This is a genomic window from Psychrobacillus sp. OK028, assembly GCF_900103605.1.
Taxonomy (GTDB): Bacteria; Bacillota; Bacilli; order Bacillales_A; family Planococcaceae; genus Psychrobacillus.
Genome location: NZ_FNHY01000005.1, coordinates 77,260 through 103,518, shown reverse-complemented (window position 1 = coordinate 103,518; position 26,259 = coordinate 77,260). Strand labels below are relative to the sequence as shown.

Genomic DNA, 26,259 nt, shown 5'->3' with positions numbered 1-26,259 from the left:
GACTTATGGAAACAGTAATTATTATAGCCGTGATTGTGGCATTTCTTGCTTGGCGCATGATGCCGACAAAGGGGGTAAATAATATATCTACAGCGCAACTAAAAACAATTATTAACGATAAAGACAAAGTATTTGTGGATGTACGCACACCTGGTGAATATAAGGCGCGCAATGCAAAGCAATTTAAAAACATTCCACTTGGATCAGACTTTACAAAGTTACCAAAGGATAAAGAAATTGTAGTGATTTGTCAAAGTGGCATGCGTTCGAAGCAAGCTTGCAAGCAACTAAAAATATTAGGTTATACTCGGGTCACAAATGTTCGTGGTGGCATGAGTGCATACTAAGGAGGAAATTAATATGAAAACTATTTTACCAGAAGAAGTACAAGCGAAATTACAAGCCGGAGAAATATTAAATTTCATCGATGTACGTGAAGTAGCGGAAGTAGAAGCGGGTCATATACATGGCATTACAAATATTCCACTGGGACTACTTGAATTCCGTATGCATGAATTAGATAAGAAAACACCTTATATTATGATATGTCGTTCAGGTGGACGTAGTGGCCAAGCAACAGCGTTTTTAGAATCGCAAGGTTTCGATGTCACGAATATGTCTGGCGGAATGTTAGAGTGGACCGGGGAAGTAAAATAAAGTGATGTTTTTTAAATAAAATAATACCCCTACCGGTATAGATGGAGGATTCATATGATTAAATCAGATGTACAACTAGATGCAAAAGGCTTAGCTTGCCCAATGCCGATAGTGAAAACGAAAAAAGCAATGAGTGATGTTGCTGAAGGACAAGTGTTAGAAGTGCAAGCAACAGATAAAGGGTCCGTAGCAGATTTAGCTGCCTGGTCCAAAACAGTAGGGCACCAATATATTGGCACAAGTGAAGACAATGGTGTGTTCTATCACTATATTCGTAAATGTAATCTAGAAACAAGTGAAGCAATGGAAAAGTCGTTTGAACCTACAATTTCAAATGAAGAAGCAGTAGCTGGGGAAGGATTAATTTTAGACGTGCGAGAAGTGGCGGAGTATGCATTCGGACATATTCCAGGTGCTAAGTCCATTCCAATGGGTGATTTAACTAACCGTCTGAATGAACTTGATCCATCTCAAACTATTTATGTCATTTGCCGTACAGGCACACGCTCAGACTTAGCAGCACAACAATTAAAAGCAGCAGGCTTCACAAATATTTATAACGTCTTACCTGGAATGACAGGTTACACAGGCGAATTACAGAAAGAGGTACAATAATATGTCAAACAAAGTAGCAATTATCGCAGCAAATGGTGGTCTTTTCGATGCTTATAAAGTATTTAATATCGCAACTGCAGCAGCAGCTTCCGATAAAGAAGTAGCGATCTTCTTCACATTTGAAGGCTTAAACTTAATCCATAAACAAGGTATGCAAGCACTTGAAATGCCAGCTGGTAAAGAGCATTTTGCAGAAGGTTTCGCAAAGGCGCAAATACCAGCAATTCCAGAGTTAGTTGAAATGGCTATTGAGCTAGGTGTGAAATTCATCGCATGTCAAATGACAATGGATGTAATGGGATTAACGAAAGAAGATTTCGTTGATGGTATCGAAGTAGGTGGCGCTGTGACATTCCTAGAATATGCGAAAGACGCAGCACCAACTTTAACCTTCTAATGAGTAGTAATGAACTTTCTACTATTTAGCATGCTAATCGTTTGGTTCCGGTAGCAACTTGCCAGAGCCAAAAAATTTTAACATAAATTATACCTATGGGGGTTTATATAGATGACAGTAACAGCATGGACAGCGGCACAAGTTGCACGCAAAGTAATTGACAACAAGGACTTATTCATTTTAGACGTACGCAATGCAGATGCATTCGAGGATTGGAAAATTGAAGGGCACAAATTCGAATATTTAAACATTCCATATTTCGAATTATTAGATGGAGTAGAAGAAATCTTACCGCAAATCCCTTCAGACAAAGACGTATTAGTCGTTTGTGCAAAAGAAGGATCATCCATTATGGTGGCTGATATGCTTTCAGAGGCAGGCTATACAGTTGGTTACCTAGAAGGTGGCATGAAGTCTTGGTCCATGTATCTTGAACCAATTAAAGTAGGCAATCTTAACGGTGGCGGTGAACTATATCAATTCGTTCGTTTAGGAAAAGGTTGTCTTTCTTACATGGCGATTAATGATGGCGAAGCAGCAATTATTGACGCTGTACGTTTTACAGAGATCTTCACAAAATTTGCAGAAGAAAAAGGCGTTAAAATTAAGCATGTATTCGATACACACTTACATGCTGACCATATCTCTGGCGGTCGTCACATCGCAGCTGCAACTGGTGCAACATATTACTTACCACCAAAAGATGCAGAAGAAGTTGTATTTGATTACACACCATTAACAGATGGTTTAACTGTGCAACTTGGTTCATCGGAAATTGAAGTAGGTGCACTTTATTCTCCTGGTCATACTATTGGTTCAACGTCGTTTGTAATCGACAAAAAGTATTTGTTAACAGGTGATATTCTATTTATCGATTCCATTGGTCGCCCTGACTTGGCTGGTCTTGCAGAGGATTGGGTAGGTGACTTACGTGAAACATTATACAGTCGTTACCGCTCACTAGCAGAAGACTTAATAGTGTTACCTGCACACTTTATGATTATTGAAGAGTTAAATGAAGATGGTACAGTAGCGAAACGTTTAGGTGACCTATTTGCTGAAAATCATGGTCTAAATGTAGAGGATGAAGAAGTCTTCCGTTCAATGGTAACAGATAACTTACCACCTCAACCAAATGCATACCAAGAAATTCGCATTGTTAACATGGGTAAAGTTACACCAAATGATGAAGAGCAAACGGAAATGGAAATTGGTCCAAACCGTTGTGCAGTACGTTAATTTAATCACTACAAAAAACGATGGGAAGAGGAAATTAATATGAACATTACAAAAACATTAGACGTAAAAGGCTTAGCTTGTCCAATGCCAATAGTACGCACGAAAAAAACAATCGACACAATTAACTCAGGTGAAGTATTAGAAGTACTTGTAACAGACAAAGGTGCATTAAGTGACTTCGCAGCTTGGGCTAAAGCAGGCGGTCACACAATTTTAGACCAAAAAGAAGAAGCAGGCGTGCTTTACTTCTATATTCAAAAAGCATAACAGTGTTTATAGCGAGTAGAGCCATTTCTACTCGCTTTACTTTTTACGAAAGAAGGAAAACAAAATGGAAATCGATTTATCTTTCACATTTCTAGCTGTCATTTTCGCACTCGGATTTATTGGATCATTTCTTTCAGGGATGTTAGGGGTTGGGGGTTCGATTATTAAATACCCAATGCTGTTATATATTCCACCTCTATTTGGTCTTGCAGCGTTTACAGCTCACGAAGTATCAGGTATTAGTGCAATTCAAGTATTGTTTGCTTCCATTGCTGGTGTGTGGGCATATCGTAAAAGTGGATTACTGCACAAAGATTTAATCATTTATATGGGTGGTGCTATTTTACTTGGTAGTTTCATCGGTAGTTATGGCTCAGGCTACCTATCAGAAAATGCGGTCAATATCGTATATGGTGTACTCGCGCTGACTGCTGCAGTGATGATGTTTATCCCTCGTAAAAACGTGGAAGAAACTACTAATATTTCGTTTAACAAGGTTGTAGCAAGTAGCCTAGCATTAATTGTTGGTATTGGCTCGGGTATCGTTGGAGCAGCAGGCGGTTTTTTGCTAGTTCCAATTATGCTAACGTTGTTAAAAATCCCAACTCGTGTAACGATTGCGACAAGTTTAGCGATTACATTCATTTCATCCATCGGTGGTAGTATTGGGAAATTCATGACAGGACAAATTGAATATTGGCCAGCGTTAATAATGATCGTTGCGAGTTTATTAGCTGCTCCACTTGGTGCAAAAGTCGGGCAAAAAATGAACGTGAAAATTTTACAATGGTTGCTTGCTATTATGATTGGTGCAACGGCTATTAAAATTTGGTTTGATATTCTAACTTAATAAGTTAATTATAAAAGAAAAGAGTGGCCAAGGAGTGTCAAAAGACACATTGGTCACTCTTTTCTTATCCTGAAATTGCAAAGTAAGCTATAAATAGTACAAGTACAACTACTGCATTTATTAAATTATAGTTTGTCCTAGAAATCGTTTGATTGAATCTTCCAGATTTATTGATAAATGCAATACTAAGATAGGTGATAAATATCGCCAAAAATAATGCGAAGATAGGTGGCATTGCATAAACGCGAGCATCGATAAAATGCACAATGATAATTGCAATGGCCATTGCTATACCATAAGCAACTTTTTTAATTGTTGGTTCTTTCATTATAGATCCTCCGCTGGCATAGTATTTCAATCGATATCAATTCAGATAATCCTTCAATTCATTCTCCAAGAATGGTTTTGCGTTTAGCATCTGTTTAAATTGCTCATATCCTGCCATTTGTTCATTAGTAGGTTTTTTACCCGTTTTATAGGCACGTATCAATATGTTCTTCGGTGTATTTTCCATATCGATAAACTCTACTAGTTGAGCCTCGTACCCGACCATGTTCAAGATTTCTGCTCGAATAGAATCCGTTGCTAAAGCAGCAAAACGTTCTTTTATTAGCCCGTGTTTAAGCATAATATCGAGGCCAGGAGCATCTAGCTGAGTATTTAATTCGTGCTGACAGCAAGGTACACTTAATATTACGCTCGCATTCCATTTAACCGCTCGTGCAAGTGCCATATCAGTTGCAACATCACATGCATGTAACGTGACTACCATATCAACAGTTGTTTCGTCATTGTAGTCATTAATATCTCCTACGAGAAATTCTAACTGCTCATATCCTAAATCATCTGCAATTTGTGCGCATTCCTCAATGACTTCCTTTTTCAAATCAAGTCCAGTGACCCGAATATCAAGTCCTTTTTCGATTTTCAAATAGTGATACAAAGCGAATGTCAAATAAGATTTGCCTGAGCCAAAATCGAGAATTCTAACTGTTTTATCCTTTGGCAAGTAGGCAAGTGTATCATCTATAAATTCGATGAAGCGATTGATTTGTTTAAACTTGTCATACTTTTGTTTTTTAATTTTTCCATCAGGTGTCTGCACGCCTAATCGGATGAGAAAAGGATAGGGTGTATTTTCATCCAACAAATAATTCTTTTTTCGATTATGGGAGAGGTCTACTGTTTTTGTAGTTACAGCCTTCTCTGATTTCCACATAACTTTGTTTTTCTTTGAAAGCTGGGCCTGTACTTTTTCCGCTTTGAAATCTATATGAAGCTGTCGGAACTGTTCTAAGAGTTGATCTAATGTTTCTGTAAATGCATCTAGTGCAATATTTTCGTGCTTCAATATCCGTTCATGTTGGTATTCTAGTTGGATATGATACGTATTCTTTATTTCAATTGGTTTCAATTTTACACGTTTCACTTCATTGGACTTTGTGCGTGGTTGACTAATAGTTGCAGTGACTAATTGCTTCGTTACTATTTGCTCAAGCAAGTAATCTTTCATTTCCTGAAATTCCATCATATCGCCTACTTTTTCGTAATATACTTGGAAATAGTGTATCACATCAACATCATTTATTATAAGTAAGTGTTTTGCCAGTCACCCCAAACAATATAGTGAGCACTGGACACAGTAAACAGAAAAAGGCGAATGGCAGGTAATCGATTGTTGAGATGGAAAGTACATCTGTGATGAATATTCCACATACACTCCAAGGAACCAGTGGATTTACTACAGTGCCTGCATCCTCCATCACACGAGCTAGGTTTTTATTGGCCAATCCGACTTTTTGGAAATGAGCTTGAAACGTTTCACCTGTCAATAAAATCGATAAATATTGTTCTCCGATAAGCACATTTACTCCGATTGCCGTAAAAGCTACAGCTGAAATGACCTTCCCAACACTTGTCAGTAAACTCTCCACTTTTTGCAGTAAACTTTGGACAATACCTAAAGTAAACAATAGCCCACCCATGCTCAAAGCGAGTAAAACCAGTGAGATAGTGAACATCATACTAGTCATTCCACCTCTAGAGAGTAAGGAGTCGATTACATCTATCCCAGTTTCAGATGTGTAGCCACTAAACAAAATTTGCAATACCACACTTGCTGGGAAAAACTGATGAAAGTAAGCTACAGCTATAGCACTGACAGAGGTCAAAGCAAGTGCTAACATTGCTGGTACTTTTTTTGCTGAGAGCACGATAAGAAAAACTAAAGGAAGTAAAGAATACCAATGAATCATACCGGTTTGTAGTAGACCATCTTTAAGTACATTTATTTGTTCCAGCTGCTGTATTTCCTTGCTAGGAGAAAGTAAAGCATAACCTACAATTGCGATAACAAAAGCTGGGATGGTCGTCCAGCCCATATTACGTATATGTTCAAATAGATCCACCCGTACAATTGCCGATGCTAAATTCGTTGTATCAGATAATGGTGACATCTTATCACCGAAAAACGCACCCGAGACAACAGCCCCTGCTGTTATAACAAGTGAAATATCCATCGCGCTTGCAATCCCGACAAAGGCAACACCGACTGTTGCGACAGTTGTTAAGGAGCTTCCTATGGCTAAACCAATGATACAAGTTATTAAAAAGACAATGGCAAAGAAAAAATGCGGTGATATGAATTGAAAGCCTAGATAAATTAGCGTTGGAATAGTTCCACCGATCATCCAACTACTTATTAAAATTCCTATAAAGAAAAAGATAAAAACTGCTCCGAGCCCCGTTTTAGCTCCCTCTATAAGACCTTCCTCCAATAAATTGAATGGTACTTTTTTTATGAACCCATAAAGGATTAAAAGTAAAATAGAAAATAGAATAGGCATATGTGGAACAGCTTCTAATTGTATAATGCAAACTGCCATTAAAGTAATGATTACTAAGATAAGAAATAATGCCTCTCGAAAAGGAGGCGTAATTGTAGATGAAATTCGAAACATAATAGATCCTCCTAAACTCGTTATAACGCTTTCGCAATTCAACGCTTTCAATCACGAAAGTAATTAGGATTTTACCACGTTTCAACAAACTGTCAATTGATAAAGTAAATGTCTATTTCGTCTGAATTTTATGATAAAATAGAGTGCATATAAACAATCAAAGGGGTGATTGATTTGTTAAATGAAAAAACAGTTGGGGAAATTGTGAAAGAAGCAGCAAGAAAATTTCCAGACACAGAAGCATATGTGTATCCGGAGCATGGGATTCGAAAAACCTATAAGGAATTTGATGAAGAAACAGATGAACTAGCGAAAGCTTTTATCGGTATGGGTATCCAAAAAGGTGAGCATGTGGCCATATGGTCGGATAATAAGAGGGAGTGGCTACTTAGCCAGTTTGCGACAGGGAAAATGGGTGCAGTTCTAGTGACGGTAAACACGAATTATCAAGAGAAGGAACTAGAATATTTATTGCAACAATCCGATGCTACGACTCTCATATTATGTGAATCTTATAAAGGAACTTCCTATTTAGATATAGTACGTGCTATTTGCCCGGAAATCCCTCAATCAGAAAAAGGCAGTCTTCATTCCGAAAAGTTCCCACATTTTAAACGTGTCATAGTAATGGGTGAGAACGAGCATAAAGGGATGTATAGATGGTCAGAGCTGTTAGCATATGCCCAGGCGGTTACGGACGAGGAGCTGGAGAACTCTCTAAATTCTCTTCACAATGATGAGGTTATAAATATCCAATATACTTCAGGGACAACAGGCTTTCCTAAAGGTGTGATGCTCTCTCATAAAAACGTAGTAAATAACGGACAGCTCGTTGGTGATTATATATATTTGACAGAACAAGATCGTCTTTGTATTCCAGTACCATTTTTCCACTGCTTCGGGTGTGTAATGGGCACAATTGCATCTGTAACACATGGGACTACAATGGTCATTATTGAACAGTTCGATCCTGAAAGGGTACTTCAAATGGTTCAGGATGAAAAATGTACAGCATTACATGGGGTACCGACTATGTTCATCGCCGAATTGAACCATCCAGATTTTGAACAATTTAAATTGTCTACGCTTCGAACAGGAATTATGGCTGGTTCTATTTGTCCAATCGAAGTGATGAAAAAAGTGATGAATGATATGGGTGCAACTGAAATTACAATTGCTTATGGACAAACGGAAGCATCTCCAGTCATTACCCAAACGAAAACGGATGATCCGATTGAAAAGCGAGTGTCCTCGGTTGGTCAGGCACACCCAGGAGTAGAGGTGAAGATTATAGATCCGATAACTGGAGAAGATACACCAACAGGAGTTCCGGGAGAACTTTGTACTAGAGGTTATTTAGTTATGAAAGGCTATTATAAAAACAAACAAGCGACTATGTCGGCAATCGACAGCAATGGTTGGCTTCATACCGGTGATATAGCAGTAATGGATGAGGAAGGTTATATCGATATTACTGGTCGCATTAAAGATATGGTCATTCGTGGCGGAGAAAACATATATCCAAAAGAAGTGGAGGAATTCTTGTATCAGCATCCGATGGTACAAGACGTACAGGTAGTTGGAGTACCTGACCCAAAATACGGCGAAGAGCTTATGGCATGGGTTATCCTAAAAAGTGGACAGCATTTAACTTCAGATGAATTGAAGGAATACTGCAAAGGGAAAATTTCATTTCATAAAATACCAAAGTATATTGAATTTATAGAGGCATATCCAATGACAGCTTCTGGGAAAATTCAAAAGTTCCTTCTTCGTGAAATGTCTAAGGAAAAAGTAGAGGCATAATTCGAATTATTTCCTGGGAAATCGACAAATTTCGTGAAAAAGTCAACCCTAATTGGAGGAGTAACTTAAGTGAATGCAACTTTTCTTATGCGATTCAAAGCATTTATGCTGGATTACTTACTTATATTTGCCTACTTGGTTGTTCTAGTTATCATTAATGTATTTCTATTTCCATCTATACAGGTTTTTTTTAATGAATCACTTGTAGTAGCACAATTTACAGGATTTCTAATGGTGACTTTGCCGGTTTCACTCTATTTTGTTATTAGTGACTCCGTATTGGGAGGACAGTCATTTGGAAAGAGAAGAATGAGGATAAAGGTCGTCAATGAGAAGGAAGAACCTCTTCGGGTGCTGCATGCAATCTGTCGAACAGCCCTGAAATTTCTACCCTGGGAGCTTTCGCATTATCTTGTGTATCGTCTAATTTTTCTTGGAGAAGCAGAAGTACCGTTTAATTACTATGTCATTGGTGGTATTATTTATGCGCTTATGCTTGCGTATATTCTAACCTCTATATTTACTAAAAAGAAAAAATCACTTTATGATATTGTGGTAAAGACACATGTTGTTAAGTTAAGATCATAGTAAAACGTAAGGCATCGATTTTCAATCGATGCTTTTGCACTTATTGGTATACTAATGAAAAGAGAAGTAGGAGGGTCTGCAATGTATTTGGATCATATTGTACATAGCGTGATGAAAAAGCCGCAAGAAGTCGCTAAGGTTTGGACGGATAAAGGAATACATGCAGTGGTGGGTGGCCAGCATACGAATTGGGGAACCTATAACGCACTTCTTTATACGAAAACAAGCTATGTTGAATGGCTTGCAGTAGAACATGAAGAAGTCGCTAAAAAAGCTAATCATCCATTAATAGACCTCATGATTCATGATTTGGATACGAGTGGAGCAGGGTTCAGTACTATTTGTATTCGCACAACAGAGATTGATGGACTTAATCTTCAGTTACAGGAGCAGGGTATAAAAACATCCGGAGTTTTACATGCTGAAAGAAAGACGGTTAGTGGGTTCGTGCGTAAGTGGAAGATGCTATTTGTAACAGAAGAGATAAGTGATTCTCTGCCTTCTCCATTTTTCATTGAATGGGAGGAAAGCGATGAGGAAAAGTATCGCTTGCTAGAAGAGGATGGAACAATAGAAAAAAGTAACTTAGAATTATCGATCACTGTCTGTGAGTTTCATGTGCGAAATCCACGGGAAGTGATGGATAAGTGGAAAAATTATTTCCAACTGGTCGAGCAGGATGAGCAAACTTTACTGTTGGAAAATACACGTTTAGTATTTAAACCAAGCAACAATACAAAGGAACGACTGGCTAGCATCGAAATAGCTGGAGCTAAGAAACAAGAAGAAATCATATACGAGCAAGCTACCTATCGCTTTCTATAAAGGAGAAATTAGATGGATGAATTAATAGAAAAGGCCATACTCGTTGCAGTTAAACTGCAAAAGGATGAGCATTTTGAGTATGAATTAGAAGAGCTTCACAATTTAGCAGAGGCATTAGATGTAGAAGTAGTAGGTGAAGTAACACAGAACCTTGAACGAGTGACTACATCTCATTATGTAGGTACAGGGAAGGTAGAGGAGATTAAAAACCTCTATGACGAGACCGGCGCTAATCTAGTTATCTTCAACGATGAGCTATCTCCCTCCCAAATAAGAAACCTAGAACGTGATCTGGAATGTAAGGTTATTGACCGGACGATGCTGATCCTCGATATCTTCGCTCGTCGTGCAAAATCGAATGAGGCCCGTATGCAAGTAGATTTGGCGCAGCTTCAATACATGCTTCCTCGTCTTGTGGGACTTCGAGCATCTCTTGGTCGACAGGGTGGAGGAACCGGCGGTGGATTCAAAAACCGTGGTGCTGGTGAGACAAAGCTAGAGCTGGATAGACGTAAAATCGAGGACCAAATCGCAAAGCTTAAACGCGATCTCGATCATGCCAAAGATCAAAGAGAAACACAGCGAAAGCAGCGTAAGAAAAATGCTATACCAGTAGTATCCCTTGTAGGCTATACGAATGCTGGGAAGTCTACGATTATGAACCAATTGCTTCAAAAGGTTGGTCAAATGGAATCGAAGCAGGTATTTGAAAAGGACATGCTTTTCGCTACTTTAGAAACTTCGGTTAGACAGATTAAACTTCCCGACCAAAAGGAGTTTTTATTGACGGATACGGTTGGTTTTGTAAGTAAGCTTCCCCATCACTTAGTAAAAGCTTTCCGCTCTACGCTGGAGGAAGCTCGTGACGCGGACTTGCTTTTACATGTTGTCGACGTCTCCAATGATGAGCACCGATTTATGATGGATGTTACGAATGAAACATTACAAGCTGTAGGTGTAGAGGACGTACCAACAGTTTTTGTATACAACAAATCGGATTTAGCCGATATGAAATACCCACATGTTGCTGGAGATAATATTTGGATTTCTGCGAAAGAGGGAGCAGGGCTGGATGAATTATTAGACATTATTAAAAAACATATTTTCTCTAACTATGTTCGCTGTTCACTTCTGATTCCATTTGACCGCGGAGACATTGTATCTTACCTCAATGAAAATGCGTCTGTTGCCTCCACTTCCTATGAAGAAGAAGGGACAGTTGTCCAGGTTGAATTGAAGAAATCCGATTATGATCGCTTTCAAGAATACCTATTTGTTCAATAAAAGAGGGAGAAGGATCAATCACCTGAATGTTGAGCAGAATCACCGCAATGTAGCAGGGAATCATCCGAATACCGCAGGAAATCACCGCAATGTAACAGAGAATCACCCGAATACCTTAAAGCCATAAGATAAAAAAGTTGTCTCCCTAGTAGTTTCCTACAGCGAGACAACTTTTTAATTCGTTTTAAACCTCTTGAAACTGTATATTATGCAGTCGCGCAAATATCCCATCTTGTGCTACTAACTCACTATAAGACCCATCCTCTGCGATGCCGTCCTCAGTTACGACAAGAACACGATCCGCATCGCGAATAGTTGCAAGTCTATGAGCAATGATAAGGGTAGTCCTATTTTCAGCAAGTTCCATTAATGATTTCTGAATGAATCGTTCAGTTTCAGTATCAAGCGCCGATGTCGCCTCATCCAAAATTAAAATCGGAGGGTTTTTCAAGAACATACGGGCAATCGCTAGACGTTGCTTCTGTCCACCCGATAACTTAAGTCCTCGTTCACCGATTTGTGTATCATATCCTTCTGGAAGAGAGTCGATCATGTCCTCTAAATGTGCTTTTTTGGCAGCGTCTCGGATTTCTTCTTCACTCGCATCTTTTTTACCGTATGCGATGTTTTCACGAATAGATCCAGTAAATAAGAAAACGTCTTGCTGCACAATGCCAATTTGGGATCGCAATGATTTCATCGTAATATCTTGTATATTCAAGCCGTCCACAGTAATGGCACCTTCTTGGACATCGTAAAACCTTGGGATAAGTGAACAAATAGTAGTTTTTCCTGCGCCAGATGGTCCAACAAATGCGATGGTTTCTCCAGCTTTAATAGACAAATTAATATTGTCTAGTACAGGTTTATGCTCGTCGTATCGGAAGCCGACTTGCTCAAAAGTTATGTCTCCTTTTAAGCGCTCAACCGTAAGTGCATCAGACTTGTCCAAAATTTCCGGTTCCTGTTCCACAAGCTCTAAGAAACGTTTGAAGCCAGCCATCCCTTTTGGATACAACTCCAGTAATGCAGTAATTTTATCGACAGGTTTGATCAACACATTGACATATAGTACAAAACTCACAAGCTCTCCATAAGAAAGTGCTCCCTTAATGGTAAACCAAGCACCGACAACTAGTACCACCAATGTTACAAGCCTAGTTAACATATAAATACTGGAATGTGTACCAGCCATCACTTTATAGGCAACCAGCTTAGCTAAACGGAATTGTCCATTATCTTCTTTAAAACGAGCTATTTCAAAGGTTTCATTGGTAAAAGATTGAACAACTCGAACGCCGGAAACACTATCCTCCACTCGTGCATTGACATCGGCAATTTTACCGTACATATTCTTCCAAGCCTTATTCATCATAATGTTACCGTATGTAGCGACAATAGATAAAAATGGCACCATGACAATAGCGATAACGGCAAGCTCTGGATTGATATTGTACATAATCGTAAATGCACCGATTACGGTCATTATGGCGATGAATAAATCCTCGGGACCATGGTGGGCCAGTTCACCAATATCAAATAAGTCATTGGTTATTCGACTCATGATATGACCAGTCTTTGTATTATCAAAAAATCGGAATGATTGGCGCTGAACATGCGTGAATAGTTGCTGTCTCATATCGGTTTCAATATTAATGCCGAGTTTATGTCCGAAATAACTGACAACATACTGTAAAAAAGTACTGAGTATGTAGACTGCTAATAATAGAATGCTGACTCGCGTAATCATGCTCCAGTCACCAGTAGGTAACAAATCATCGATAAACCATTGAACCGCCACTGGGAACGCAAGCTCTAAAATTGCTACAAAAACAGCACTGCCAAAATCAATGATGAAAAGCCGTTTATGTGGCTTGTAGTATGAAAAAAACTTCTTGAGCACTTAAATCGCTCCTTTCTCCTTCATACCGACTATTATAACGAACAATTTCAAAAGTCGAAATAAATATATGAATTTAAGTTAATTAATAATTCCAATTTTCGGTAATTATAATGCAAGGATATATTGAAATTCGTTTATATAAAGGTATTTCGAATACTTTTCCTCCTAATTGAAGATGAATAGGTTTTTTGACAATAGAAAATGGGAAGTTTATAATATGTGTCTTGTAAGTGCAAGGGCTTTAGGGAAATTTTCAGCTGCTAAAAGTATTGTAAAGAATTTCGGTACCTATAGCATTTAAATTAGAAAAGAGGTAAAAAGATGCCAACAAGAGAGGAAATAGTTAAATCCGTCCCCCAAAAGGGATTTTTTGGTCACCCGAAAGGATTACTATCATTGTTTTTCACGGAGTTTTGGGAACGTTTTTCTTATTATGGAATGCGCGCAATTCTAATCTACTATATGTATTACGAAGTGACACAAGGTGGACTAGGTTTAGAACGTTCTACTGCTAACTCCATTATGGCTGTCTATGGTTCACTAGTGTACATGTCGGGGATTATAGGAGGTTGGATTGCTGACCGTCTATTTGGTACGACGAAAACCGTATTCTACGGTGGTGTCCTCATTATGTTTGGTCATATCTTCTTAGCATTCCCTGGAGGGTTGACTACTTTGTTTGTGTCGATGGCCTTTATCATCATCGGGACAGGCTTACTGAAACCAAACATATCAAGTATTGTCGGTGATTTGTATTCTAAAGAGGATACTCGCCGTGATTCAGGCTTTAGTATTTTTTATATGGGGATCAACATGGGAGCGTTTATTGCACCATTCATCGTTGGAACAATAGGTCTAGAATATAATTTCCATTTAGGTTTTGGGATTGCTGCAGTAGGTATGGCGGTAGGATTAGTCGTATTTTTAATCACAAAAAAGAAATACTTAGGTTTAGCCGGTATGTACGCGCCAAATCCTATGTCTATCGAAGAACGTAAAAAGGTCTTGACGAGAATTGGATTTGCGATAGTTCTAATTCTAATTGTTGGATATATTTTAATACAGCAAGGTATTTTAACGATTGATGGATTCATCATGACTGTCTCGATTCTAGGTATCGTAATTCCTACTCTGTACTTTATCGTAATGTATAGAAGCAGTAAAACAACAGAAGATGAAAAGTCTCGATTATTAGCCTATATTCCCCTTTTCGTTGCAGCTATGATGTTCTGGGCTATTGCAGAACAAGGATCGAACATTTTAGCTCAATATGCGGATGAACGAGTAGATTTAATGATTGGATCATTTGAGATTTCACCTGCTTGGTTCCAATCGTTAAATCCATTATTTATCATTACGCTTGCACCGGTGTTTGCTTGGATGTGGTTTAAGCTTGGGGATAGACAACCGTCTACTCCGAAGAAATTCTCGTTTGGTTTGTTCTTTGCAGGAATGTCCTTTATCGTCATGATTATTCCAGCTTATTTCAATGGAACAGACTCTTTAGTTAGTCCTTTCTGGCTTGTACTGAGCTTTTTCCTTGTAGTATTAGGTGAATTACTATTATCACCAGTAGGATTATCTGCTACGACCAAGCTTGCACCAGGAGCATTTGCAGCTCAAACGATGAGTCTATGGTTTATGACGAATGCATCTGCTCAAGCGATCAATGCTCAAGTAGTTAAATTTTACACGCCGGAAAATGAAATTATTTACTTCGGTGTCATCGGAGCAATAGCTCTAGTTATTGGTTTATTACTGTATTTTATGACTCCTTTGATTCAAAAATATATGCGTGGCGTCAAGTAATTCCATAATAATGAAACTTTTTAAATAGCCATCCCGTAAAGTAAGTATCTTACTGAGAAGGGATGGATATTTTTATGAAAAAATGGACGATACTATTATCATTAGTAACCTTATCATTAGGTTTGGCTGCTTGTAATGAAACTGCAAAACCGGTACAAGAAAAAGATGTAACAGAAACGAGTAAGCTCACTTTACAAGAAGTATATGACAAGTCAATGGAAGCTTCAGAAGAGTTAAAAAGCGTAAAAGGTACAATAGATATGAAACAGACGATGAGTATTCCGAGTGAAGAAATGACATTTGATATTAAATCTGTGATGGATATGGAATATATAATAGAACCTATGCAAATGCATCAAAAAGGTACAACCACTTTGATGGGCGTTGGCGAAGGTGGGGAATCTCAAGAGACTGATATGGAGACTTATATTACGGAAGATGCAATGTATGTGTATGAAGGTAGTACTGCACAGTGGATGAAGTTTCCTCAGGAAATGGTTGATCAAATGATGGGTGCTACGACCCAAACTGATCCGACAGCTCAACTGAAGACTTTACAAGAGTATTTAGAACAACTGAAATTTGAACAAGACGACGATAACTATATATTAACACTTGAAGGTAGTGGTGAAGAGTTTACGAGTCTTGTACAAAACCAGGTAGATGAAGCGCTTCAAAGTCTTACTGGAGGAGAAAATGTTAACATGGACTTTACTATTCATTCGGTCAACTACCTAGTTTATATTGATAAGCATACGTTCCAAACAAACAAATTGGATATGGTTATTGATATGGATATGACAATGGATGGAGAAACAATTAACTTGAAAATGGATGCTAGAACCGACTTTTCTAAGTTCAATGAGGTAGATGAAATTGTCGTCCCTCAAGAGGTTATTGATAGTGCTACTGAAATTTAAATATATGTGTCAAAAAGACTATTGCAATTGTTGCGAAAAAGCAACAATTGCAATAGTCTTTTTGAATTAAGGTTATAATGTAGTAAGATAGAATTGGACTAAAATAGGTTGAAAAGGCATATATGTGTATTGTCAATTGAAAATCATTTTCATTTAATCGTTGACATGAATTGTCAAGGTGCTATAATTGGACTTGTGAGTAATTGATAATGATTTTCAATATCGCCCTTTCACAAAAAGAATGACGAGGATAGTTATGAAAAAAAGATATCTTGTAATTGCACTAGTAGCACTTTCTCTCTTATCTCTCTTTGTTGGTGTATCAAGCATTTCACCAATTGATCTGTTAGATTTTAAGTCAGAAGAGACAGAAATTTTCCTTATAAGTAGAATACCTAGATTAATAGCGATTATTCTTGCGGGAGCAGGAATGAGTATTGCAGGTCTAATCATGCAAAGTCTAAGTAGAAATAAGTTTGTGTCTCCAACTACAGCAGGTACACTTGATGCTACTCGCTTAGGAATTTTAATCTCGATGCTTGTATTTACAAATGCAACGTATTTTCAAAAGATTTCCTTTGCATTTATCTTTGCTTTAGCAGGTACCTTGCTTTTCATGCAAATCTTGAATCGAATTAAATTTAAAGATGCAGTATTTGTTCCACTTGTCGGGTTAATGTTTGGGAATATTTTAGCCTCTATTACGACGTTTTTTGCATACAAATCAGATATTATTCAAAATATCTCGGTTTGGTTACAAGGAGATTTCTCCTTAATATTAAAAGGCAGATATGAACTACTTTACATAAGTGTACCAGTACTAATTTTAGCCTATATTTTCGCTAATCGCTTTACTGTTGCCGGGATGGGTGAGGATTTTGCAAAAAATCTTGGTCTATCGTACAACAAAGTGTTAAATCTAGGTCTAGTACTAGTCGCTTTAATCTCTACGACTGTTGTTTTGACGGTCGGAATGATTCCATTTTTAGGATTAATCATCCCGAATATTGTCTCCATCTTTAAAGGGGATCATTTAGAGAAAACATTACCACATACAGCATTACTAGGAGTTATTTTCTTATTGATTTGCGATATTTTAGGTAGGGTTATTATATTCCCTTATGAAATTCCGATTAGCATGACGGTTGGTGTAATCGGAAGTGCAATCTTCCTATTCTTGTTGTTTAGGGGGAAAGCATATGCGTAACAGTACGAAAATGATGATATTAATTGCTTTAGTTTTAGTTTCTATAGCACTTTATTTATTTCAAGGATTAAACGGAAGCTATGATTATGCATTACCACGCCGTGGGATTAAAGTATTGGCAATGGCGCTAACAGGAGTAGCGATAGCATATTCAACGGTCATCTTCCAAACAATTACACATAACAAGATTTTAACTCCAAGTGTAATGGGACTTGATTCTCTTTATATGTTAATCCAAACGGTTATTTATTTCTTCTTTGGCTCCATGTCCATTCTGGTTATTAACAAAAATATAAATTTTGCCATATCAGTTATTGGAATGATTGTATTTGCTTTGTTACTATATAAATTTTTGTTCAAGGCAGGAAAACGTCCTATTTATTTCTTACTGCTTGTAGGGATAATACTTGGGACATTTATGGGAAGTATTACAACCTTCCTTCAAGTACTTATAGATCCAAACGAATTTACAAGCTTACAAAACAAATTATTTGCAAGCTTTAATAATGTAAACGGTGATTTAGTGTGGTTAGCATTAGTTATTATTACACTAACGGTTATATACGGCTGGCGAAGCATACGAGAATTAGATGTACTTTCTTTAGGTCGAGACAATGCCATTAACCTTGGTGTGGATTATGATAAAATCGTCAAAAAAATGCTTGTATTGTCATCAATATTGATCGCAACTTCTACTGCACTTGTTGGACCTATTACGTTTTTCGGTCTAATTGTTGCCAACTTATCGTATCAGTTCTTTAATACATTCAAGCATTCTACACTTATAATCGGAGCAAGTTTGATGAGTTTAGTAGCATTAATCGGAGGTCAGTGGATTGTAGAACGTATCTTTACGTTCGACACAACACTGAGCGTCATTATTAACTTCATCGGAGGAGTTTACTTCATCTATTTACTATTAAAGGAGAGTCGAACTAAATCATGATCCAAGTAAAAGAGGTTTCTAAGTATTTTGCTAAAAAGCCAGTTGTGGATAATGTAAGTGTCAATATTCAGTCCGGGAAAATAACTTCGTTTATTGGACCTAATGGAGCTGGGAAATCCACGCTATTATCTATGGTCAGTCGCTTATTGGATGCAGACACAGGTGAGGTTCTATTAGATAAATCAGATGTACGTAAATGGAAATCGAATGATTTTTCAAAACGCATATCTATTTTAAAGCAATCGAATTATATGAATGTACGTTTAACTATTCGTGAATTAGTGGCATTTGGACGTTTTCCATATTCGAAGGGACGCTTAAATGCGGAAGACGAGAAAATGGTCGACCAAGCAATTGAATATATGAATCTAGGTGATCTTGAGGACAGTTATTTAGATGAACTTTCCGGTGGTCAGCGCCAACGGGCATTTATAGCCATGGTTATTGCCCAGGATACGGAATACATTTTACTAGATGAACCCTTAAATAACTTGGATATGAAGCACTCTGTTCAAATTATGAAAATCTTACGTAAATTGGTTGAAGATCTTGGTAAGACAGTAGTAATCGTTTTACATGATATTAACTTTGCTTCCGTTTATTCAGACTTCATTGTAGCTTTAAAAGATGGTCGTGTTATTAAAGACGGGCCAACTCATGAAATTATTAACTCCGATGCATTAAAAGAAATCTATGACATGGATATTCCTATCCAAGAAATGAATAGTTGTCGTATCTGTGTATATTTTAACTCATAAGAAAAGAGGAAAAAGACAAATGAAAAACTGGAAATTACTATCGGTTATATTTGCTTTACTAGTATTACTTTTAGCAGCATGTGGTACAGAGGATGAGGCTACTGAAAAGGCGTCTACTGATGAAAAAGCTACAGAGGAAACAAGTGGTGCTGGAGATTCATCTGTTTACCCATTAACAATTCCTCAGCCTGAAGGTTATGCAGAAGTGACATTAGAAGAAAAACCTGAAACAGTTGTAGTATTTGACTATGGTTTCCTTGATACATTAGATTATTTAGGTGTAGACGTAGCTGCGGTTTCGCAAGCTAATGTTCCAAGTTACTTAGAGAAATATGAGGATGAAGCTGCTTACAAAAATGCTGGTGCATTAAAAGAACCAGATTTCGAAGCAATCGCTGCTATGAACCCAGATGTAATTTTTATCTCTGGGCGTCAAGCAGACGCATATGAAGAATTAAGTAAAATTGCCAAGACAGTTTATGTTGGTGTGGATACTATGGATTATATGAATTCATTCAAAGCTAATACAGAATTAGCTGGTAAAATATTCGGTGAAGAAGAAAAAGCAACAGCAGCATTAGAAGAATTGGACGCTAAAATTGAAGAGATGAAAGAAGTAACAAATGGTATGGACGAGAAAGCCTTAGTCGTTCTTGCATCTGAAGGTGAGTTAAGTGCATATGGTGCGGGTTCACGTTTCGGCATCATCCATGACGTATATGGTTTTAAACAAACAGATGAGAATCTAGAAGTTTCTACTCATGGTCAAAGTGTTGCTTACGAGTATGTTCTGGAGAAAAATCCCGATATTCTATTTGTAGTGGATCGTGATGCAGTAGTTGCTGCTGGAGGCGAATCTGGTACAAAAGCTGCAATTGAAAATGATATAGTAAATAAAACAAACGCTGCTCAAAATGATAACATTATCTACTTAGATCCTGAAGTTTGGTACTTAGCAGGTGGTGGTATCGAATCAGAAAATGCTAAAGTTGATGCTGTATTAGAGGCACTTAAATAATATGTTTTATCAAATAAAGCGAATGATTGTGACAGAGGGATCTGCCCAAACGGTAGTTGAACGATTTCAAGGAGAAGGCAAGATAGAGAAGCAACCAGGCTTTGAAAAGCTAGAAGTTCTCGTGAAAAAGGTTCGCCGTGGTGAAGAGGAAGTTCTTATCGTAACAGGCTGGAACTCCGAAGAGGATTGGAAAAATTGGGAAAAGAGCCCCGAGCACATTGCAGGTCACAAAGCAAAGATCGGTAAGCCAAAGCCTGATCATATTATCGAAGTTAGTCAAAGTGTTTATGAAGTGAAAGTAAGTAAATAAAATAATAAGCAAATGGAGAAAAACATTAAGTTTTTCTCCATTTTTTAAATTTAGAAACTATGAAAAGGTAATTTCTTTCCTATATTAATGTATCCATTGTACAACCTTAATCTTCTAGCTTATAATTTTGTTAATGGATAGGGGGGATTTTGTGAAAAAATTATTTTATCCACTTGGAATGGTAACGTTACTAGGATTTGCAGCACTTTTTTTATATTTTGAAACGGAAGAAATAATACAGTTTGATTCCCAAATGGCTCAGTTATTTGGCGACAACAAAGTAATAGTGTTATTTCACTACTTAGGGGAAACTAAATTTATAATTTTTATTTCGCTTCTATTAATAGCTTTTTTGTGGTTTCGTTCGAACAATTATCGTGGAATGCTCTTTGTTGTCTTTACTGTAGGGCTTGGTAATGTGATGAATCAATCACTGAAAAAGTGGGTAGAAAGAGAGCGTCCTGATGTGCCACAACAATTAGAGACTTTTAGCTTCCCTTCTGGACATGCGATGGTGGGAATATTGTATTTGTTTACGATTGCTTATTTTTTAACAGAACATCAATCCAACAAATTCGTTCGATTATTAATATGGATAGCCACTGTTTTTATCACCTTCCTTGTAGGACTTTCCCGAGTTGCGGAAAATAGACATTATGCATCGGATGTCTTAGCAGGATGGATGATTGGGTATACTTGGTTTGTACTTGTCGCAATGTGGTATGAATATAGAAGCAGAGCTTTTAAAAAGCATACATTGTAAGAACCTTTCCTCGTTAGGAAAGGTTTTTTTAAAAGGAGTGAATACCTTGTTCGAAATACCAGAAGAGCTAATCAAACTAGGAATGGAACGTATTGAGGGGTATCCGGTTGAAGGATTTGTCAAAGGCAAAGGACCAAAAAATCCAAGTATTCTACTCATAGGCGAGGCACCAGGGGAGAATGAGGCAATAAAAGGAGTACCATTTATAGGTAGAGCAGGAGATGAATTAAGTAAGTCATTGGCAAGTATAGGATTGACTCGAGATAATGTATATATGACAAGTGCTGTGCGGAGCCGTCCGTATGTATGGAGAGAAAAAAGGGGGAAAAATGGGGAGCTGACACAGAGAAAGTATAACCGTCCTCCTACCCAATCGGAAGTAATAGCCCATGCACCGATATTAGATTTTGAATTAAAAAATATCGTTCCACAAATTATTGTTACATTAGGAAATGTAGGTCTACAACGACTTTTAGGAAAGGAAGCGAAGGTATCCATGCTACATGGGCAATTGCTTGAGCAGCCTATACGGCATTTATATGCACTAGATTCGAAAGAGTTTGTATGGTCCAAAGAAAGCTATTTGCTCATACCTACTTATCATCCTGCATCTGTATTTTATCGTCCCTCCAACAGGGATTTTCTTGAACAGGATTGGAAAAATATTGGGAAGTATTTAGCTGAAAGAAAATTTTAATGTTTTCACTTGCAAAAAAGAGTTGCGCTCAGGAAACTTTCTGCGTATAATAAATGAAAATCGATTAACAGAAAGAAGTTGGGTCAATGGATGGAAATGTAGCCTTTGCTTTATTACTTACATTATTTGCTGGTCTTGCAACTGGGATTGGTAGTCTGCTATCTTTATTGACATCTCGCACAAATACAAAGTTTTTATCAGTTGCACTAGGTTTCTCCGCGGGTGTCATGATTTATGTGTCCTTAGTAGAAATATTTGTGAAGGCTAAGGATTCTCTCGTAGCAGAACTTGGAGCGACAAATGGTTATTGGATGACAATAGTTGGTTTTTTCGGTGGGATGTTTGTAATTGCGATAATTGACCGATTAATACCTACTCTCGGTAATCCCCATGAAGTTAAAAGTGTAGAAGATATGGATGTGAAATTAAGTAACCCAGAGCATACAAAATTGATGAAAATGGGTGTCTTTACTGCTCTTGCAATTGGAATCCATAACTTTCCTGAGGGGATTGCAACTTTTGCATCTGCCTTACAGGATCCTAGTTTGGGTATTGCAATTGCGATAGCGGTAGCTATTCACAATATACCGGAAGGAATTGCGGTAGCAGTACCTATATACTATGCAACAGGAAGTAGAAAGAAAGCATTTAAATTGTCCTTCTTATCTGGTTTAGCTGAGCCTGTTGGAGCGTTCGTTGCTTATTTAGTACTGATGCCATATTTAAATGGAGTTGTATTTGGAGTAGTATTTGCAGCAGTAGCGGGAATAATGGTCTTTATTTCATTGGACGAATTACTACCAGCAGCGAAAAAATATGATGAAACTCATTCATCTATTTACGGAGTCGTTGCAGGAATGCTTGTAATGGCCTTAAGTCTTGTACTACTAACTAAATAAGAAAAGTGACAGCGTCTATGTAAGCCTCGAAAAGCAGTGAAATCCTAAAGTTACTCGAGTAGTTTGGCGCTAGAGGCTAATGAATAAAAAGAGTTTTCTCTTGTCGTTAACTATAAAAGGCAGTGCAACTTCAAATGAGGTTGCACTGCCTTTTTATCGAGCCCTTTCTGTATCTTTTACTGTAACAACAATGCCCGTCCGATTCATAGGAACTACGGCGAGGTCGAAATCAGGGAACTGTCCTTTTAACTTAGAGATGAATTCCTCTTCTGTCCCTTTTCCAATAAGCGAAAGCAGGGTTGGTCCCGCACCACTAATACAAGTTCCATAAGCGCCTGCATTTTTGGCGGCAAATTTTATATTCTTACTCTGTGGGATCAAGTCGAGTCGGTATGGCTCGTGAAACAAGTCCTGTTCCATATAAGTTCCGGCTTGTTCAAATGCTTGGGATAGAAAGGCTGCAGTGAACAAGTTTGCTGTTGCGCTTGCCTGTGCTGCCTCCCTACGAGAATAGCTGTCTGGTAGCACTTGTCTAGCTTTAGCAGTTTTTAACTCGAAGTTAGGGATAAACAATACAAAAGAGGCCTCGATGTGATTGGCATGAAATACATTGATTTCTCCATTTTCTGCATTAGAAGAGATTGTAAAGCCACCGTAAATGGAAGCAGCTGCGTTATCCGGATGCCCCTCCATTAATGTTGCAACCTTCAATTTGTCCTTATCAGTTAGATGCAATTCCATTATTTGATTGGCTAGCTCAACTCCCGCCACAATTGCAGAAGCACTACTTCCCATCCCACGTGCTAATGGAATTTCACTCTTTACTCGCACTGTGCATGGTGGAAGTGAAAACCCATGTAAGTCGGCAGTTTTTTCAGCAGCTTGGACAATTAAGTGCTCCTGTGGATTTGGAACATTCGGAAGATTGCTAGACAGGTTGATAATTTTCCAATCGGACGCTAACTCTACCTCAAGCTCCAAATACTTATCTAATGCAATCCCAATGGAATCAAATCCGGGTCCAAGGTTTGCTGTACTTGCTGGAACTGAAATGCACCAAACCATTACGCGAGCACCTCCTCTATAAATGCACTAAGAGCTGGTGCACTACTTTCCAATTTATGTGGCTCAGCAACTTTTACGTCAATTGCAGTTTGTGGATCCTTTAAGCCATTACCAGTTAATACAGCAACTACCTTGCTTCCTGCTTTAATTTTTCCTTCTTTTACAGAACGTAATAGACCTGCAATAGATGCACACGAGCCTGGTTCTGCGAAGATACCCTCTCTGCTTGCAATTAGTTTATACGCTTCAATAATTTCATCATCAGTTACAGCCTCAATAACACCATTAGATTCATCACGTGCTGCTTCTGCACCTTTCCAGCTTGCGGGGTTTCCGATACGAATGGCAGTAGCAATTGTTTCAGGAAACTCAATAGGTTTTCCTTGGACGATGGCAGCAGAACCCTCTGCTTCAAAGCCAAAGATTTGAGGTAAACCTGTTTGTTTTTTCTCATTATATTCTTTAAACCCTTTCCAGTAAGCAGTGATATTACCTGCGTTTCCTACTGGAATTGCTAGGTAGTCAGGTGCGGTACCTAATACATCACAAATTTCAAAGGATGCTGTCTTTTGCCCTTCAATACGATATGGGTTAACGGAATTCACTAGTGTAATAGGAGAGGTTTCGCTAATTGCTCGGACCATATCTAGTGCAACATCGAAGTTTCCTTCTATTTGAATGACTTCTGCTCCGTACATATATGCTTGAGCTAACTTTCCAGCAGCAACTTTTCCTTCTGGTATAACAATAACTGCTCGCATTCCAGCACGAGCCGCATAAGCAGCTGCTGCAGCCGAGGTATTACCTGTTGAAGCACAAATAACAGCTTTGCTTCCTTCTTCTTTTGCTTTTGCAACTGCAAAAACCATGCCTCTATCTTTAAAGGATCCAGTCGGATTTGCACCCTCGACCTTCACATATAATTCAATCCCTAATTCTTTTGATAAATTTTCTAGCTTAATAAGAGGCGTATTACCCTCCAGTAAAGTCAATTTAGGTGTTTTTTCTGTTACTGGTAAAAACTCTTTATACTCTTCAATTAATCCTTGCCAAGCCATGATATATTCCGCCTCTCTGTTCTTCTTGAATAAACATATGTATTTGTATAAAGGACATTTTACTCTAATAAAGTGTAAAAAACAAGATAAAATTTATATTGTAACTTTCCTTATACATGCGTATACTAAACAAGTAAACTAAAAACTTTACAGGTGTAAAGACAGAGGAGAAAAACACAGCTATGAAAGAACAAAAAAAGATATCTAAAAATAAATTATTAGGAATAGCGGGACTTGCTTGGATGTTCGATGCAATGGATGTTGGAATTCTATCCTTTGTCATTGCAGCTCTAGCGGTAGATTGGAGTTTATCTCCAGAACAGATGGGGTGGATTGGTAGTGTAAACTCAATAGGGATGGCGGTAGGAGCCCTTCTATTTGGAGTTTTGGCAGACAAAGTAGGGCGAAAAAAAGTATTTATGATTACTCTATTAATGTTCTCCATTGCAAGTGGACTTTCGGCTTTAACGACAACTCTAGTTGCATTTTTAATCTTACGTTTCTTTGTCGGGATGGGTCTTGGAGGAGAGCTTCCAGTAGCTTCAACTTTAGTATCTGAAAGTGTAGAAGCAAAAGAACGTGGAAGAGTAGTTGTTCTATTAGAAAGCTTCTGGGCGGCGGGATGGATTATTTCTGCAATTATTGCCTATTTTGTTATTCCTGAACATGGTTGGAGAATTGCTTTGATAATTACAGCGCTACCTGCGTTCTATGCAATTTATTTACGATTAAAATTACCGGACTCCCCTAAATACACGGAGAAAAAATCGGAATCCAGAAGTATTATACAAAACATGAGCGAGGTTTGGTCAAAGAAGTATGCGAAGCGAACGTTAATGTTATGGATTGTCTGGTTTACAGTCGTATTTTCCTATTATGGAATGTTCCTATGGCTACCAAGTGTAATGGTCATAAAAGGATTCACACTCATTAAAAGCTTTGAATATGTATTAATCATGACTATTGCTCAATTACCAGGTTATTTCTCAGCAGCGTGGTTAATAGAGAAAGCAGGACGTAAATTTGTACTGGTTACTTATTTATTGGGAACTGCTGCAAGTGCATTGGTCTTTGGTTCTGCCGAGACGACTACATTATTAATTGTTTCAGGAATTCTCTTATCATTCTTTAACCTTGGGGCATGGGGAGCGCTCTACGCATACTCACCAGAGCAATATCCAACAGTTATTCGTGCTACCGGTTCAGGTATGGCGGCAGCTGTTGGACGTGTAGGAGGTATTTTAGGACCGTTATTAGTTGGTACTCTTGTCATGCAAGGCTATGAAATTGGATATATCTTCACGATTTTCTGTGTGGCAATCGTTATCGGAGTATTAGCAGTACTGTTCTTAGGTACAGAAACAAAACAAGTAGAATTAGAATAGAAAAGCAGCCTGTTCCTGAAGCGGAGCAGGTTT

At 38.0% G+C, this 26,259-nt stretch carries 28 protein-coding genes; 22 read left to right on the top strand and 6 right to left on the bottom strand.

All coding sequences use genetic code 11. The annotated features are described in order from the left end of the window. The first annotated feature begins 5 nt into the window (after window positions 1-5). From BLR36_RS10185 to BLR36_RS10155, 7 genes are all read left to right on the top strand, one after another. Window positions 6-347 carry a rhodanese-like domain-containing protein gene (locus BLR36_RS10185; RefSeq protein WP_093061638.1) on the top strand — a complete coding sequence of 114 codons (342 nt, stop codon included), beginning with the start codon at window positions 6-8 and terminating at the stop codon, window positions 345-347. A 13-nt stretch (window positions 348-360) separates the two neighbouring features. Continuing rightward, window positions 361-657 carry a rhodanese-like domain-containing protein gene (locus BLR36_RS10180; RefSeq protein ID WP_093061637.1) on the top strand — a complete coding sequence of 99 codons (297 nt, stop codon included), beginning with the start codon at window positions 361-363 and terminating at the stop codon, window positions 655-657. 54 nt (window positions 658-711) lie between these two features. Beyond that, on the top strand, window positions 712-1,272 hold the full coding sequence (locus BLR36_RS10175; protein WP_093061636.1) for a sulfurtransferase TusA family protein: 561 nt from the start codon (window positions 712-714) through the stop codon (window positions 1,270-1,272). 1 nt (window position 1,273) lies between these two features. Next, the gene (locus BLR36_RS10170; protein WP_093061635.1) at window positions 1,274-1,669 is read left to right on the top strand and encodes a DsrE/DsrF/DrsH-like family protein; all 396 of its coding nucleotides are present in this window, start codon (window positions 1,274-1,276) and stop codon (window positions 1,667-1,669) included. Window positions 1,670-1,780: 111 nt separating this feature from the next. Further along, window positions 1,781-2,908 (top strand): MBL fold metallo-hydrolase, encoded by a 1,128-nt coding sequence (locus BLR36_RS10165; protein ID WP_093061634.1) that lies wholly within the window; start codon window positions 1,781-1,783, stop codon window positions 2,906-2,908. A 39-nt stretch (window positions 2,909-2,947) separates the two neighbouring features. Continuing rightward, window positions 2,948-3,175: a sulfurtransferase TusA family protein gene (locus tag BLR36_RS10160; RefSeq protein ID WP_093061633.1), complete on the top strand. Its 228-nt coding sequence runs from the start codon at window positions 2,948-2,950 to the stop codon at window positions 3,173-3,175. Window positions 3,176-3,245: 70 nt separating this feature from the next. Further along, window positions 3,246-4,025, top strand: a complete 780-nt coding sequence (locus BLR36_RS10155) for a sulfite exporter TauE/SafE family protein (RefSeq protein ID WP_175454050.1) — start codon at window positions 3,246-3,248, stop codon at window positions 4,023-4,025. A gap of 64 nt (window positions 4,026-4,089) precedes the next feature. On the opposite strand, the gene BLR36_RS10150 is transcribed toward BLR36_RS10155, so the two are convergent. From BLR36_RS10150 to nhaC, 3 genes are read right to left on the bottom strand one after another with little or no spacing between them, the layout of a single operon-like run. After that, window positions 4,090-4,353: a hypothetical protein gene (locus BLR36_RS10150; RefSeq protein ID WP_093061631.1), complete on the bottom strand. Its 264-nt coding sequence runs from the start codon at window positions 4,351-4,353 to the stop codon at window positions 4,090-4,092. Window positions 4,354-4,389: 36 nt separating this feature from the next. Then, a complete protein-coding gene (locus BLR36_RS10145; protein WP_093061630.1) occupies window positions 4,390-5,553 on the bottom strand; it encodes a class I SAM-dependent methyltransferase in 1,164 nt (387 codons plus the stop codon). A gap of 52 nt (window positions 5,554-5,605) precedes the next feature. Further along, complete coding sequence (gene nhaC, locus BLR36_RS10140) at window positions 5,606-6,985, bottom strand: Na+/H+ antiporter NhaC (RefSeq protein ID WP_093061629.1); 1,380 nt, start codon at window positions 6,983-6,985, stop codon at window positions 5,606-5,608. Window positions 6,986-7,159: 174 nt separating this feature from the next. Between nhaC and BLR36_RS10135 the strand changes: the two genes are divergently transcribed. From BLR36_RS10135 to hflX, 4 genes are all read left to right on the top strand, one after another. Continuing rightward, on the top strand, window positions 7,160-8,791 hold the full coding sequence (locus tag BLR36_RS10135; RefSeq protein ID WP_371326715.1) for an AMP-binding protein: 1,632 nt from the start codon (window positions 7,160-7,162) through the stop codon (window positions 8,789-8,791). 69 nt (window positions 8,792-8,860) lie between these two features. Beyond that, window positions 8,861-9,379, top strand: a complete 519-nt coding sequence (locus BLR36_RS10130; protein ID WP_093061628.1) for an RDD family protein — start codon at window positions 8,861-8,863, stop codon at window positions 9,377-9,379. 81 nt (window positions 9,380-9,460) lie between these two features. Beyond that, window positions 9,461-10,204, top strand: a complete 744-nt coding sequence (locus BLR36_RS10125; protein ID WP_093061627.1) for a VOC family protein — start codon at window positions 9,461-9,463, stop codon at window positions 10,202-10,204. Window positions 10,205-10,216: 12 nt separating this feature from the next. Beyond that, window positions 10,217-11,488, top strand: a complete 1,272-nt coding sequence (hflX, locus tag BLR36_RS10120) for a GTPase HflX (RefSeq protein ID WP_093061626.1) — start codon at window positions 10,217-10,219, stop codon at window positions 11,486-11,488. A gap of 184 nt (window positions 11,489-11,672) precedes the next feature. On the opposite strand, the gene BLR36_RS10115 is transcribed toward hflX, so the two are convergent. After that, window positions 11,673-13,391, bottom strand: coding sequence for an ABC transporter ATP-binding protein (locus tag BLR36_RS10115; RefSeq protein ID WP_093061625.1), 1,719 nt, complete (start codon window positions 13,389-13,391; stop codon window positions 11,673-11,675). Between the two features lie 321 nt (window positions 13,392-13,712). Between BLR36_RS10115 and BLR36_RS10110 the strand changes: the two genes are divergently transcribed. The 10 genes from BLR36_RS10110 (at window position 13,713) to zupT (ending at window position 22,718) form a co-directional block, all read left to right on the top strand. After that, complete coding sequence (locus BLR36_RS10110; RefSeq protein WP_093061624.1) at window positions 13,713-15,200, top strand: peptide MFS transporter; 1,488 nt, start codon at window positions 13,713-13,715, stop codon at window positions 15,198-15,200. A 74-nt stretch (window positions 15,201-15,274) separates the two neighbouring features. Beyond that, entirely contained in the window at window positions 15,275-16,120 is an 846-nt protein-coding gene (locus tag BLR36_RS10105; protein WP_139185085.1) for a DUF6612 family protein, read from the top strand. Window positions 16,121-16,376: 256 nt separating this feature from the next. Beyond that, window positions 16,377-17,327 carry an ABC transporter permease gene (locus BLR36_RS10100; protein ID WP_093061622.1) on the top strand — a complete coding sequence of 317 codons (951 nt, stop codon included), beginning with the start codon at window positions 16,377-16,379 and terminating at the stop codon, window positions 17,325-17,327. Beyond that, the gene (locus tag BLR36_RS10095; RefSeq protein WP_093061621.1) at window positions 17,320-18,273 is read left to right on the top strand and encodes an iron chelate uptake ABC transporter family permease subunit; all 954 of its coding nucleotides are present in this window, start codon (window positions 17,320-17,322) and stop codon (window positions 18,271-18,273) included. The genes BLR36_RS10100 and BLR36_RS10095 overlap by 8 nt, the downstream gene beginning before the upstream one ends. Further along, entirely contained in the window at window positions 18,270-19,031 is a 762-nt protein-coding gene (locus BLR36_RS10090; RefSeq protein ID WP_093061620.1) for an iron ABC transporter ATP-binding protein, read from the top strand. Before BLR36_RS10095 ends, BLR36_RS10090 begins: the two co-directional genes overlap by 4 nt. A 19-nt stretch (window positions 19,032-19,050) precedes the next feature. Continuing rightward, on the top strand, window positions 19,051-20,049 hold the full coding sequence (locus tag BLR36_RS10085; RefSeq protein WP_093061619.1) for a siderophore ABC transporter substrate-binding protein: 999 nt from the start codon (window positions 19,051-19,053) through the stop codon (window positions 20,047-20,049). Between the two features lies 1 nt (window position 20,050). Continuing rightward, complete coding sequence (locus BLR36_RS10080; protein ID WP_093061618.1) at window positions 20,051-20,359, top strand: antibiotic biosynthesis monooxygenase; 309 nt, start codon at window positions 20,051-20,053, stop codon at window positions 20,357-20,359. 151 nt (window positions 20,360-20,510) lie between these two features. Beyond that, window positions 20,511-21,122 carry a phosphatase PAP2 family protein gene (locus BLR36_RS10075; protein WP_093061617.1) on the top strand — a complete coding sequence of 204 codons (612 nt, stop codon included), beginning with the start codon at window positions 20,511-20,513 and terminating at the stop codon, window positions 21,120-21,122. An 82-nt stretch (window positions 21,123-21,204) separates the two neighbouring features. Then, window positions 21,205-21,819, top strand: coding sequence for a uracil-DNA glycosylase (locus BLR36_RS10070; protein ID WP_254771381.1), 615 nt, complete (start codon window positions 21,205-21,207; stop codon window positions 21,817-21,819). An 86-nt stretch (window positions 21,820-21,905) separates the two neighbouring features. Continuing rightward, a complete protein-coding gene (gene zupT, locus BLR36_RS10065; protein WP_093061615.1) occupies window positions 21,906-22,718 on the top strand; it encodes a zinc transporter ZupT in 813 nt (270 codons plus the stop codon). A 153-nt stretch (window positions 22,719-22,871) separates the two neighbouring features. Here the strand turns inward: zupT and thrB are convergent, their stop codons facing one another. After that, window positions 22,872-23,783 carry a homoserine kinase gene (thrB, locus tag BLR36_RS10060; protein WP_093061614.1) on the bottom strand — a complete coding sequence of 304 codons (912 nt, stop codon included), beginning with the start codon at window positions 23,781-23,783 and terminating at the stop codon, window positions 22,872-22,874. Then, window positions 23,783-24,841: a threonine synthase gene (thrC, locus tag BLR36_RS10055; RefSeq protein ID WP_093061613.1), complete on the bottom strand. Its 1,059-nt coding sequence runs from the start codon at window positions 24,839-24,841 to the stop codon at window positions 23,783-23,785. The genes thrB and thrC overlap by 1 nt, the downstream gene beginning before the upstream one ends. 182 nt (window positions 24,842-25,023) lie before the next feature. On the opposite strand from thrC, the gene BLR36_RS10050 reads away from it, so the two are divergent. Continuing rightward, entirely contained in the window at window positions 25,024-26,226 is a 1,203-nt protein-coding gene (locus BLR36_RS10050) for an MFS transporter (protein ID WP_093061612.1), read from the top strand. Window positions 26,227-26,259 lie beyond the last annotated feature (33 nt).